This is a genomic window from Helicobacter pylori, from assembly GCF_011140715.1.
In the GTDB taxonomy this organism is placed as follows: domain Bacteria; phylum Campylobacterota; class Campylobacteria; order Campylobacterales; family Helicobacteraceae; genus Helicobacter; species Helicobacter pylori_DA.
The window spans coordinates 1-12,624 of the sequence record NZ_SFZZ01000015.1; the positions used below are offsets into that span (position 1 = coordinate 1).

Sequence of the window (12,624 nt, forward strand, 5' to 3'; positions counted from 1 at the left end):
AGGGGTTAAACGCTTCCCTCTTTTTCAAACGCCTTGTCATGTTTAATGTGAGTTATGTTTATAGTTTTTAGGGGGGTAAATGCCTTCAAACGCTCTTTTGATTGAAGAAATCGCTCATTTAATCAATGTTTCTCATAGCAGCGTGCGTAATTGGATCAAAACCAATCTTTTAGAGAAACTAGAAATTGATCATAAAATTTATGTGAAAACAAGCTCTTTTTTAGATTTTTGCCGCAACCATTTAGGGAAAAACAAGCTTAACAAATACGCTAACAAATCCTTAAAAAGCACGCACAACCATCAAGAATTGATTTTAAAATACCTAGAAATGTTAGAAAATAGCTCTGATTTAGAAAAGTTGGGTTCTCATTATGAAGAAGAACTTTCTAACACCACCAGAAATTTAGAAGGCATTTACTACACTCCTAATAGGATAGTAGAACAACTTTTCACTCTCCCTAAAGATTTTGATACCTCCCAAGCGATTTTTTGCGATCCGGCTGTGGGGAGCGGGAATTTTGTCATGCATGCTTTAAAACTGGGTTTTAAGGTTGAAAATATCTATGGCTATGATACAGACGCTTTTGCTGTCGCTTTGACTAAAAAGCGTATTAAGGAGCGTTATCGTTTAGATTGCCCTAATATTGTGCAAAAAGATTTTTTAAGTTTAAAACACACCCTGCAATTTGATTGCATTTTCACTAACCCGCCATGGGGCAAGAAATACAACCAAAACCAAAAAGAAAATTTCAAACAGAAATTCAACCTCTCTCAAAGCCTAGATAGCGCGTCGCTCTTTTTTATAGCGAGTTTGAATTGCTTAAAAGAAAACGCTCATTTGGGGCTATTATTACCCGAAAGTTGTTTGAATATTGATGCGTTTAAAAAAATGCGAGAAATGGCTTTAAAGTTTCACATTAGAAGCCTGATTGATTTTAACAAACCTTTTAAAAATCTAATGACTAAGGCTGTGGGTTTGGTGCTTAAAAAAACCCCTAATAAGGATCAAAAAATCTCATGCTTTTATCAAAATAGCAAGTTCAAACGCTCGCCTTCTTCTTTTTTTAACAACCCTAAAAAGATTTTTAATATCCATTGCTCTAATAAAGAAAATAAAATTTTAGACCACCTTTTTTCCATTCCTCATATCACTTTAAAAAATAACGCTCATTTTGCTTTAGGGATTGTTACAGGCAACAACGAAGAAAAATTACACCCCAAACAAGAAAAAAATACCATTCCTATTTTTAGGGGTTCAGATATTTTAAAAGACAGATTAAAAGCCCCTAGCCAATTCATTAACGCTGATTTAAAAGACTGCCAACAAGTCGCTCCCTTAAGCCTTTATCAGGCTAGAGAAAAAATCGTGTATAAATTCATTTCTTCAAAGCTTGTCTTTTTTTATGACAATGAGCAACGCCTTTTTTTAAATAGTGCGAACATGTTTGTTTTAAAAGAAAATTTCCCTATCAACGCTCATGCGTTAAAAGAATTGTTAAACAGCGATTTAATGCAATTTATTTTTGAATCGCTTTTTAAAACGCATAAAATTTTAAGAAAAGATTTAGAATGTTTGCCCCTATTTGCGCAATTTATCAACAATAGTTTTGATGAAAAATTTTATTTAAAAAATTTAGAGATAGAAAAAAAAGACCCTAAACACTTCACAATCAGGAAAAACCATGCATGTTGCTTGTCTTTTGGCTTTAGGGGATAACCTCATCACGCTTAACCTTTTAAAAGAAATCGCTCTCAAACAGCAACAACCCCTTAAAATCCTAGGCACTCGTTTGACTTTAAAAATCGCCAAGCTTTTAGAATGCGAAAAATTTTTTGAAATCATTCCTCTTTTTGAGAATGTCCCCGCTTTTTATGATCTTAAAAAACAAGGCGTTTTTTGGGCGATGAAGGATTTTTTGCGTTTATTAAAAGCGCTTAAGAAGCACAAAATCAAACACTTGATTTTAGAAAAACAAGATTTTAGAAGCGCTCTTTTATCCCAATTCATTTCCATAACCACTCCAAATAAAGAAATTAAAAACGTTTATCAAAACCGCCAGGAGTTGTTTTCCCAAATTTATGGGCATGTTTTTGATAACCCTCCACATCCCATGAGTTTAAAAAACCCCAAAAAGATTTTGATCAACCCTTTCACAAGAGAAAATGATAGGAATATTTCTTTGGAGCATTTAAAAATCGTTTTAAAACTCTTAAAACCCTTTTGTGTTACGCTTTTAGATTTTGAAGAGCGATACGCTTTTTTAAAAGATGAAGTTACTCATTATCGCGCTAAAACCAGTTTAGAAGAAGTTAAAAACCTGATTTTAGAAAGCGATTTGTATATAGGGGGGGATTCGTTTTTGATCCATTTGGCTTACTATTTAAAGAAAAATTATTTTATCTTTTTTTATAGGGATAATGACGATTTCATGCCGCCTAATGGTGGGAATGAAAATTTCCTAAAAGCCCATAAAAGCCATTTGATAGAACAGGATTTAGCCAAAAAATTCCGCCATTTGGGGCTATTATAATATTGTGTTATACTTCTAATTTCAATTTTGCTTGTTAGGACATTCATGAAAAATATTAGAAATATCGCTGTAATCGCGCATGTTGATCATGGGAAAACCACTTTAGTAGATGGCTTACTTTCTCAATCTGGCACGTTTAGTGAGAGGGAAAAAGTGGATGAAAGGGTGATGGATAGCAATGATTTAGAAAGAGAAAGAGGCATTACTATCCTGTCTAAAAACACCGCTATTTATTACAAAGACACTAAAATCAATATCATTGACACTCCCGGGCATGCTGATTTTGGGGGCGAAGTGGAGCGCGTTTTAAAAATGGTGGATGGGGTGTTGCTTTTAGTGGATGCTCAAGAAGGGGTCATGCCTCAAACTAAATTCGTGGTTAAAAAGGCTTTGAGTTTTGGGATTTGCCCTATTGTGGTGGTGAATAAAATTGATAAGCCTGCCGCTGAACCGGATAGGGTGGTGGATGAAGTTTTTGACTTGTTCGTAGCGATGGGAGCTAGCGATAAGCAATTGGATTTTCCTGTCGTGTATGCTGCTGCTAGAGATGGTTATGCGATGAAAAGTTTAGACGATGAAAAGAAAAATTTAGAGCCTTTGTTTGAAACGATTTTAGAGCATGTGCCAAGCCCTAGCGGGAGCGTTAATGAGCCTTTGCAAATGCAAATTTTCACGCTTGATTATGACAATTATGTGGGTAAAATCGGTATCGCTAGAGTGTTTAATGGCTCGGTTAAAAAGAATGAAAGCGTGCTGTTGATGAAAAGCGATGGGAGTAAAGAAAATGGCCGTATCACTAAGCTTATAGGCTTTTTAGGGCTGGCTAGGACTGAGATTGAAAACGCTTATGCGGGCGATATTGTAGCGCTTGCTGGGTTTAACGCAATGGATGTGGGCGATAGCGTCGTTGATCCCAATAACCCCATGCCTTTAGATCCCATGCATTTAGAAGAGCCTACGATGAGCGTGTATTTTGCCGTCAATGATTCGCCCTTAGCCGGGTTAGAAGGAAAGCATGTTACTGCCAACAAATTGAAAGACAGACTCTTAAAAGAAATGCAAACCAATATCGCTATGAAATGCGAAGAAATGGGCGAGGGCAAGTTTAAAGTGAGCGGGCGTGGGGAATTGCAAATCACCATTTTAGCTGAAAATTTACGCCGTGAAGGGTTTGAGTTTAGCATTTCACGCCCTGAAGTCATCATTAAAGAAGAAAACGGCGTTAAATGCGAGCCTTTTGAGCATTTAGTGATTGACACGCCCCAAGATTTTAGCGGGGCTATCATTGAGAGATTAGGCAAAAGAAAAGCTGAGATGAAAGCGATGAATCCCATGAGTGATGGCTATACAAGATTAGAATTTGAAATTCCTGCAAGAGGGCTTATCGGTTATAGGAGCGAGTTTTTAACCGACACTAAGGGCGAAGGCGTGATGAATCATAGTTTTTTGGAATTCCGCCCTTTTAGCGGGAGCGTGGAATCGCGCAAAAATGGGGCGCTAATTAGCATGGAAAATGGCGAAGCGACCGCTTTTTCCCTTTTCAATATCCAAGAAAGAGGCACGCTTTTTATCAACCCCCAAACTAAGGTTTATGTGGGCATGGTCATTGGCGAACACAGCAGGGATAATGATTTAGATGTCAATCCTATCAAATCCAAGCATTTAACTAACATGAGAGCGAGCGGGAGCGATGATGCGATCAAACTCACCCCGCCTAGGACTATGGTGTTAGAAAGAGCGTTAGAATGGATTGAAGAAGATGAGATTTTAGAAGTTACCCCCTTGAATTTAAGGATCAGGAAAAAGATTTTAGACCCTAACATGAGGAAAAGGGCGAAAAATAAATAAAACTTTTTGGAATGCATGCGAATTTATTCAACCAAAACGCTAGCAAAAAAGATGTTTTTTTGCACAATTTGCGTTCTAATAATGGGCGTTACAAACGCTATGTAAAAGCCCCTTTAAGATATGGTGGGGGCAAGTCTTTGGCTGTAGGGTTAATAGTGGAGTGTATACCTAATGGTGTGCGTAGGATGATTAGCCCTTTTATAGGTGGGGGGAGCGTAGAAATTGCATGTGCAGCAGAGTTGGGTTTAGAAGTGTTGGGCTTTGACATTTTTGACATTTTAGTGAATTTTTATCAAGTGCTACTCAAAGAAAAACAAGCTCTTTATAATCATTTGCTCTCTTTAGAACCTAATCAAGAAACTTACAGCATTATCAAGCAAGAGTTAAAAGCCCACTATAAAAAAGAATGCACTTTAGACCCTTTGATTTTGGCTAGAGATTATTACTTTAACTTTAATTTAAGCTATGGGCCAGGATTTTTAGGGTGGATGAGTAAAATTTACACTGATAAGCAACGCTATCTAAACGCCCTTTTAAAAATTAAAGGTTTTAACGCCCCTAGTTTAAAGGTGGAATGCTCTAGTTTTGAAGAAGTGTTGCTCGCTTATCCTAATGATTTTTTCTATCTTGACCCCCCTTATGTGTTAGAAAATTCTAAAATGTTTAAGGGGATTTACCCTATGCGTAATTTCCCTATCCACCACAATGGTTTTAAACATGAAGTATTAGCTCACATGCTAAAAAGGCATAAAGGGCCATTTATTTTAAGCTATAATGACTGCGAATTGGTAAGGAATGCTTATAAAGATTTTAAAATTTTAGAACCCTCTTGGCAATACACTATGGGACAAGGCGAAACCAGAATGGGTAAAAACCGCTTAGAAAGAGGCGATAATAACCATGTCAAACAATCTCATGAGCTATTGATCATCAAGGAGTAAAAATGCATATTAGCGAGGTCAAAACTGCCTTTAAAATCGCTGATGTAGAATACGTGAAAGACAGCACAAAGTTGAATTTCAACTATCTTAAGGATTTAAAAGATGAAAACAATCAATCTTTATCTCAAAATATTTTAACTCAAAATGTGACTAGAGTGTATTTAATTGTAGTGGATGGTGAGATTAAAAAAATCGGTGGCTCTCAAGCAGATGGTGGGATTAAAAGCGCGCTCAATATTTATAAAGATGGGGGAGTCAAAGGGAGGCCCAGTATTAGAAGTTTTGGCGTGTGGTATTTTCTTTACCATACGATACTTACAGGGGCTAAAATAGAATTTTACATGATTTATCAGCCTAATTTTGAAACTCAAGTGAAAGGCTTGTTTGGTTTTTGTGCAATCAAAGACGCAAGCATCAGCTATAAACTTTTAGAGCAAGCTTGCTTGACGGATTATAGAAACAATAGTAATGACGCATTACCCGAATGGAATGTGCAAGAGCAAGGTAAAGATTTGCCAAATGATATTAAAGATGAGCATGCCAATACCACTCAAAAAGCTCAAAACAGAGAAAAGGCCGTCCATAGAAAAGCGATTGACAAACCTAGCAAAACTTAAAAGATTGAATAAAGGTTTTAACCCAATTTCAAAAAAGGGCTTTAAGTTTTACTCCATTTAAAAAGTGTGGGTCTAGATGAAAGGAAGAAATAAAACTTGTATAAAGTAGCAGATATTTTTTGTGGTGCTGGAGGATTGAGCTATGGCTTTTCTGTGCATCCTCATTTTGAATTAATATGGGCTAACGATATAGACAAGGACGCCATTTTAAGCTATCAAGCCAATCATAAAGAGACGCAAACCATTTTATGCGATATTATGCAACTTCATTGCCACAACTTGCCATGCGTTCCAATTGACATTCTACTAGGCGGACCACCATGCCAGAGCTATTCTACCCTTGGCAAAAGAAAAATGGATGAAAAAGCGAATCTGTTTAAAGAATATTTGCGGCTTTTAGATTTAGTGAAACCAAAAATATTTGTTTTTGAAAATGTGGTGGGTTTAATGTCTATGCAAAAAGGGCAATTGTTCCAACGAATTTGTAACGCTTTTAAAGAGAGAGGTTATATTTTAGAGCATGCCATTTTAAACGCCCTAGATTATGGTGTGCCTCAAATAAGAGAGCGAGTGATTTTAGTGGGCACGCTTAAACGCTTTAAACAAAAATTCCACTTCCCCAAACCCATAAAAACGCATTTTTCTCTAAAAGACGCTTTAGGGGATTTACCACCCATTCAAAGCGGTGAAAATGGTGATGCTTTAGGTTATCTTAAAAATGCGGATAACGTTTTTTTGGAATTTGTGCGGAATTCTAAAGAATTAAGCGAACATAACAGTCCTAAAAACAATGAAAAACTGATAAAAATCATGCAAACGCTAAAAGACGGACAGAGTAAAGACGATTTGCCAGAAAGTTTACGCCCCAAAAGCGGTTATATTAATACCTATGCCAAAATGTGGTGGGAAAAACCAGCCCCCACCATTACAAGAAATTTTTCTACCCCAAGCAGTTCTAGGTGTATCCATCCAAGGGACTCTAGAGCGTTAAGCATTAGAGAGGGGGCAAGATTGCAAAGCTTTCCTGATAATTATAAATTCTATGGGAGCGCTAGCGCTAAAAGATTGCAAATTGGTAATGCTGTGCCACCCTTATTGAGTGTAGCGCTCGCTCATGCTGTCTTTGATTTTTTAAGGGGTAAAAATGTTTGATAATAACGATTTTAAAGGTTATAGAAATTTACTGGGTTTTAATTCTCAAAATGCGTTTAAGGAATTTTTAGGCGCTAAAGACATACAACCTTGCGTTGATTTCAATTATTTAAACGCGCTCAAAAAAAGGCTGGTTGAAATTTTTAGCGCTATCAATAGTATTTATTGTTTTAAATATAATGAGTATGAATTGGAATGCTTTTTTAAAAACTCCATAGAGCGAGTGTTTTCAAAGATAGTGGACACTCATATTATTTATAAGCTGAATAATCAAGGCAGAAGACCTGAAGAAGTTTGTTTTTCTTGGATGCGTGGGTTTTTAGTAGCGGAGTTTTTTAAGGATTTTATCGCTTGTCTTTTTAGCGCACAAAAAGAAACCATCAAATTTTTTGGTGGTGATAATTTTGAGAGCATAGAAAGCTTTAAAAGAAGTCCTAAAGCCGATTTTTTGTTGGACAATCATTTATTGCTAGAAGTTCAAAGCGGGTTTCAAGGGATCAATGATATTAAAGAGCATAAAGTTTTAGAGGCTAAAAGGCGTTTGATAACGGATAAAATTCCTACTATTGTGGTGCATTTTGATCTGTTTAACGGGCAAGTGGCGTGCGTAGAAATTTCTAAAATCAAAGACAATGATTTGAATTGGATAACCCGCCAACAAATGGAAGGGCAGAGCGTTTTTAATATTTCGCAAAATTTTTTTGATTACAAAATTACAGAAATACCTAATAAGCCGCTTTCATAAAAACCAATAGCATGATACGGTCTAAATAAAATACAAGATAAGAGTATTAAAAATGTGGTAGGTGGATTGAATGTCCGTTATTTTTGCCTGATATTCAGCGTGAGAGTGTGTCTCAAATAAGAGAGCGAGTGATTTTGAGTAGGTGTGCTTAAAAGTTTTAAACAAAAATTCCACTCCCCCAAACCCATAAAAACGCATTTTTGCAACCAATTTATATTGATCCACCCTATCTTTTTTATTGCCTTCTGCTAAAAGTGATCCCATAAACTTCATTCCTGATTTGAAACAAGGGATCAGTAGGGGCTTCTACGCCTTTAGGGAGATCGGCAGGCAAATACACATCTTTATTGCAACCCATTCCTTCGTATTTTTCAACTTTCAAGGTCCCCACCAATAATTCCTTATGCTTGCCTTTCCAAAGCGCGGTCGTGTCGTTGGTGGCATCATTTTGATTCGCAAACACCAGATACATTTGGTATTCTATGGGTTTAGTTTTAAGGTGTTGTTGGAATGAAGAGAGCAGATAATTTGAATCTTTTTGCTTTAATTCTTGAGAATTTAAGTATTTAACGCCGTCTTTAGGCACAAATTTCCATCTTGCGGGTAATAACTTCCCTTTTTTGTCTTTAAACCTGAACGCATGCACGCTGTAATAAGGCGTGTTAGCCACGCTTGAGCTAATCCCTATCGTTTTCATATAGGCGGCAAAATTCTTATAAGAGGGGACTTCTTCGTAAAGCTTTTTGATTCTTGCTTCATCTACCTTGCCATTTTTAGGGATTCTCATTTCAAAAAATTGAGCGAATTCGTTAGGGTTTTTGGCAAAATTGATTTCTGTATTGAGCATCACCATTGTCCAGCTAGCGTTTTGATTTTCTAGTTTTAACGCCATTCCCCTAACCTTGCTTTTATCGTCCATCGCCACGCCCCCTAAAGAATACCTTACAGACGCAGGGATTTCTTTTTCGTTGAGTAGTGGCACCTCTAAATCCTCTCTTGCTTGCAAGTTAGGGAGGAACACGCCTTTAGCGCAAAACCCCTTAGTGTGGTTGATTTTCATTTTAGGCTCTTTGGCGTTGAGTTTGTAGAAAATATCCGCAATCTCTTCAGCGCTCACTTCATGGGCTTTTAAAAAACCCAAGCTAAAAACCAAACACAAGCTCAAACCAATTTTTTTCATTTTTGATCCTTATTGTCATTTTTTTAATCTATGTATTGGTGTAAAAACCATTTTTAGCTTTAAAATATTATCATACTATATACTATCAATGCAGATAGTTTTTAAAGCGACTATGTAAAATAGAAGCTTTTTCACTAGCAAACTGGCGTTTGAAAATTTAAATTTTGTAAATTTTAAGAAAAATTAGCTTGATTTTAAACTAATTCTATATTCTTTTATGCTACAATCACATCTACAGAGTAATTTATCTATTCTCAGGTAAAGTAAGGAAGAGGAATGAAATTAAAGAAACGAAAAGTTGCGGCTACATTGCTAAAGCGTTTGACCTTGCCACTATTGTTCACTACGGGTTCATTAGGGGCGGTTACTTATGAGGTGCATGGGGATTTTATCAACTTCTCCAAAGTGGGTTTTAACCGTTCGCCTATTAACCCTGTTAAAGGTATCTATCCTACAGAGACTTTTGTTAACCTTACGGGTAAGCTAGAGGGGTCTGTGCATTTAGGTAGGGGATGGACCGTGAATTTAGGCGGTGTTTTGGGCGGACAAGTTTATGATAACACTAGGTATGATAGGTGGGCGAAGGATTTTACCCCCCCAAGCTATTGGGATAAGACTTCTTGTGGCACGGATTCTTTGAGTCTTTGTATGAATGCGACTAAAATGTGGCAACAGCAAGGACCAGGTGGTATTATTGACCCTAGGGGTATTGGCTATATGTATATGGGTGAGTGGAACGGCTTGTTCCCTAACTACTATCCGGCTAACGCCTACTTGCCCGGGCATTCAAGGCGCTATGAAGTTTATAAAGCGAATCTTACCTATGATAGCGACAGAGTCCATATGGTCATGGGACGCTTTGATGTTACTGAGCAGGAGCAAATGGATTGGATTTACCAATTGTTCCAAGGGTTTTATGGGACTTTCAAGCTTACTAATAAGATGAAATTCTTGCTCTTTAGCTCTTGGGGTCGTGGTATCGCTGATGGTCAATGGTTGTTCCCTATCTATCGTGAAAAGCCTTGGGGTATTCATAAGGCGGGTATTATTTATCGCCCTACAAAGAATTTAATGATCCACCCTTATGTGTATCTTATCCCAATGGTAGGTACATTGCCTGGTGCTAAAATAGAATACGATACCAATCCTGAGTTTAGCGGTAGAGGTATAAGGAATAAAACGACTTTCTATGTGTTGTATGACTATCGTTGGAATAACGCTGAATACGGCCGTTACGCACCCGCTCGTTATAACACTTGGGATCCGTTCTTGGATAATGGTAAGTGGCGTGGCTTGCAAGGTCCTGGTGGTGCGACGCTCTATTTGCACCACCACATAGACATTAACAACTACTTTGTGGTTGGTGGTGCTTATCTCAACATTGGTAACCCTAACATGAACTTAGGTACTTGGGGTAACCCGGTGGCTCTTGATGGTATCGAACAATGGGTCGGTGGCATCTATAGCTTAGGCTTTGCAGGGATTGACAACATTACCGATGCTGACGCGTTCACTGAGTATGTTAAAGGTGGAGGTAAGCATGGTAAGTTCAGTTGGAGCGTTTATCAGCGCTTCACTACCGCTCCAAGGGCATTGGAATATGGTATTGGTATGTATCTAGACTATCAGTTCAGCAAACATGTTAAAGCGGGTCTCAAACTCGTGTGGTTAGAGTTCCAAATCCGTGCGGGTTACAACCCTGGAACCGGTTTCCTTGGGCCAAACGGTCAGCCGCTCAACTTGAATAATGGTTTGTTTGAGTCTTCTGCATTCGCGCAAGGTCCTCAAAACATGGGCGGTATCGCAAAAAGCATCACTCAAGACAGAAGCCATTTGATGACACACATCAGTTATAGCTTCTAAGAGAGTTCCCCTATCTCTTAGATATGCCTTTTTTTGTATTTTTATTTTAATATCTTTGGGAGTTAGGGTTTTGGAAATTAAGAAATATTTTTCTTACGCTCTATTTTTTTTGCTTTTTTCTAGTCTTTTTTTATCCAAACTTCAAGCTTATAAATTCAACATGAGTATTGTTGGAAAGGTGAGCAGTTATACCAAGTTTGGCTTTAACAACCAAAGATACCAGCCTTCTAAAGACATTTATCCTACAGGTAGCTACACTTCTTTGCTCGGCGAATTGAATTTGAGCATGGGTTTATACAAGGGTTTGAGAGCGGAAGTGGGGGCGATGATGGCAGCACTCCCTTATGACTCTACCGCCTATCAAGGCAATAATATCCCTAACGGCCAGCCCGGCTCTAGGACTGATCCTTTTGGGGCGGGTATCTTTTGGCAATATATTGGTTGGTATGCGGGACATAGCGGTTTAAATGTGCAAAAACCTCGTTTGGCCATGGTGCATAACGCTTTTTTGAGCTACAACTACAAAAAAGACAAATTCAGTTTTGGCGTGAAAGGGGGGCGCTATGATGCTGAAGAGTATGATTGGTTCACTTCTTACACTCAAGGGGTTGAAGGCTTTGTCAAATACAAAGACACCAGGTTAAGGGTGATGTATTCAGACGCTAGGGCTTCAGCGTCAAGCGACTGGTTTTGGTATTTTGGGCGTTACTATACAAGCGGTAAGGCTCTAATGGTAGCTGATTTGAAATACGAAAAAGACAACCTAAAAATCAACCCTTATTTTTATGCGATCTTTCAAAGAATGTATGCGCCAGGCATTAATATCACTTACGACACCAACCCTAATTTTAACAATAAGGGCTTTCGTTTTGTAGGCACTTTCGTGGGGTTTTTCCCCATTTTTGCCACTCCAGCTAATCAAAACGATATTATCCTCTTCCAACAAGTGCCATTAGGAAAGAGCGGGCAAACTTATTTCTTCCGCACTCGTTTTTATTATAACAAGTGGCAATTTGGGGGCAGTGTCTATAAAAATATCGGTAACGCTAATGGCGATATAGGTATTTATGGCGACCCTTTGGGGTATAACATTTGGACGAATAGTATTTATGACGCAGAAATTAACAATATCGTTGGCGCTGATGTGATTAACGGGTTTTTGTATGTAGGCTCGCAGTATAGGGGGTTTAGTTGGAAAATTTTAGGCCGTTGGACGGATAGCCCAAGGGCTGATGAAAGGAGTCTCGCGCTCTTTTTGAGCTATTTTTCTAATAGGTATAATATTAGAATGGATTTGAAACTAGAATATTATGGCAATATCACCAAAAAAGGCTATTGTATTGGGTATTGTGGCATGTATGTTCCAGTCGATCCTAACGGACCTGGCACGCAACCTTTAACACACAATGTGTATTCTGACAGGAGCCATATAATGTTTAACATTACTTATGGTTTTAGGATGTACTAGCATTTTATCCTTAATGGATATTTTTGATTAGCCTTTTTAAAATATTAAAAGGCTCTGCTCCAATCAAATATTAATACTCAAAAAGCCTTATTTAAATTTATTATTCAATATTTAATACACTAAAACAAAACACCACACCCCGCGCAGTTTTTCAATAAGCTAAACGAGTTTAAAGATGATGTTTTCACCACGCCAGCGGCTAAAGAATACATTGACATAGCGAGCGGTTTTCATAAGCTTTTCAAAAACGACGCTAAGATCGCCGAGAGCTTAAAGCCC

10 protein-coding genes and 1 pseudogene are annotated in these 12,624 nt (G+C 37.8%); 9 read left to right on the forward strand and 2 right to left on the reverse strand.

The window, feature by feature from the left end; genetic code table 11:
* Window positions 1-79: 79 nt before the first annotated feature.
* From EWZ81_RS02160 to EWZ81_RS02190, 7 genes are all read left to right on the forward strand, one after another.
* Window positions 80-1,717 (forward strand): class I SAM-dependent methyltransferase, encoded by a 1,638-nt coding sequence (locus tag EWZ81_RS02160; RefSeq protein WP_165548872.1) that lies wholly within the window; start codon window positions 80-82, stop codon window positions 1,715-1,717.
* Window positions 1,683-2,531: a glycosyltransferase family 9 protein gene (locus tag EWZ81_RS02165; RefSeq protein WP_165548873.1), complete on the forward strand. Its 849-nt coding sequence runs from the start codon at window positions 1,683-1,685 to the stop codon at window positions 2,529-2,531. Before EWZ81_RS02160 ends, EWZ81_RS02165 begins: the two co-directional genes overlap by 35 nt.
* A 45-nt stretch (window positions 2,532-2,576) precedes the next feature.
* Window positions 2,577-4,379 carry a translational GTPase TypA gene (gene typA, locus EWZ81_RS02170; protein WP_097701868.1) on the forward strand — a complete coding sequence of 601 codons (1,803 nt, stop codon included), beginning with the start codon at window positions 2,577-2,579 and terminating at the stop codon, window positions 4,377-4,379.
* An 11-nt stretch (window positions 4,380-4,390) separates the two neighbouring features.
* Window positions 4,391-5,320: a DNA adenine methylase gene (locus tag EWZ81_RS02175; protein ID WP_165548874.1), complete on the forward strand. Its 930-nt coding sequence runs from the start codon at window positions 4,391-4,393 to the stop codon at window positions 5,318-5,320.
* 2 nt (window positions 5,321-5,322) lie between these two features.
* The gene (locus tag EWZ81_RS02180; RefSeq protein ID WP_165548875.1) at window positions 5,323-5,937 is read left to right on the forward strand and encodes a GIY-YIG nuclease family protein; all 615 of its coding nucleotides are present in this window, start codon (window positions 5,323-5,325) and stop codon (window positions 5,935-5,937) included.
* A gap of 96 nt (window positions 5,938-6,033) precedes the next feature.
* Entirely contained in the window at window positions 6,034-7,089 is a 1,056-nt protein-coding gene (gene dcm, locus EWZ81_RS02185) for a DNA cytosine methyltransferase (protein ID WP_165548876.1), read from the forward strand.
* Window positions 7,082-7,834: a restriction endonuclease gene (locus EWZ81_RS02190; RefSeq protein WP_165548877.1), complete on the forward strand. Its 753-nt coding sequence runs from the start codon at window positions 7,082-7,084 to the stop codon at window positions 7,832-7,834. The genes dcm and EWZ81_RS02190 overlap by 8 nt, the downstream gene beginning before the upstream one ends.
* Window positions 7,835-7,911: 77 nt before the next feature.
* On the opposite strand, the pseudogene EWZ81_RS08730 reads toward EWZ81_RS02190, so the two are convergent.
* Window positions 7,912-8,098, reverse strand: a pseudogene (locus tag EWZ81_RS08730) (hypothetical protein).
* Window positions 8,070-9,014, reverse strand: coding sequence for a catalase family peroxidase (locus EWZ81_RS02195; protein WP_165548878.1), 945 nt, complete (start codon window positions 9,012-9,014; stop codon window positions 8,070-8,072). Before EWZ81_RS02195 ends, EWZ81_RS08730 begins: the two are co-directional and overlap by 29 nt.
* A 276-nt stretch (window positions 9,015-9,290) precedes the next feature.
* Between EWZ81_RS02195 and hofC the strand changes: the two genes are divergently transcribed.
* Complete coding sequence (gene hofC / locus EWZ81_RS02200) at window positions 9,291-10,877, forward strand: outer membrane beta-barrel protein HofC (protein WP_001920739.1); 1,587 nt, start codon at window positions 9,291-9,293, stop codon at window positions 10,875-10,877.
* A 70-nt stretch (window positions 10,878-10,947) separates the two neighbouring features.
* Complete coding sequence (hofD, locus tag EWZ81_RS02205) at window positions 10,948-12,345, forward strand: outer membrane beta-barrel protein HofD (RefSeq protein WP_165548879.1); 1,398 nt, start codon at window positions 10,948-10,950, stop codon at window positions 12,343-12,345.
* The last annotated feature ends 279 nt before the right edge of the window (window positions 12,346-12,624 follow it).

Coding starts and splice junctions, on each gene's coding strand:
- EWZ81_RS02160 (WP_165548872.1), top strand. CDS start 80: ATGCCTTCAAACGCTCTTTTGATTGAAGAAATCGCTCATTTAATCAAT.
- EWZ81_RS02165 (WP_165548873.1), top strand. CDS start 1,683: ATGCATGTTGCTTGTCTTTTGGCTTTAGGGGATAACCTCATCACGCTT.
- typA (WP_097701868.1), top strand. CDS start 2,577: ATGAAAAATATTAGAAATATCGCTGTAATCGCGCATGTTGATCATGGG.
- EWZ81_RS02175 (WP_165548874.1), top strand. CDS start 4,391: ATGCATGCGAATTTATTCAACCAAAACGCTAGCAAAAAAGATGTTTTT.
- EWZ81_RS02180 (WP_165548875.1), top strand. CDS start 5,323: ATGCATATTAGCGAGGTCAAAACTGCCTTTAAAATCGCTGATGTAGAA.
- EWZ81_RS02190 (WP_165548877.1), top strand. CDS start 7,082: ATGTTTGATAATAACGATTTTAAAGGTTATAGAAATTTACTGGGTTTT.
- EWZ81_RS02195 (WP_165548878.1), bottom strand. CDS start 9,014: ATGAAAAAAATTGGTTTGAGCTTGTGTTTGGTTTTTAGCTTGGGTTTT.
- hofC (WP_001920739.1), top strand. CDS start 9,291: ATGAAATTAAAGAAACGAAAAGTTGCGGCTACATTGCTAAAGCGTTTG.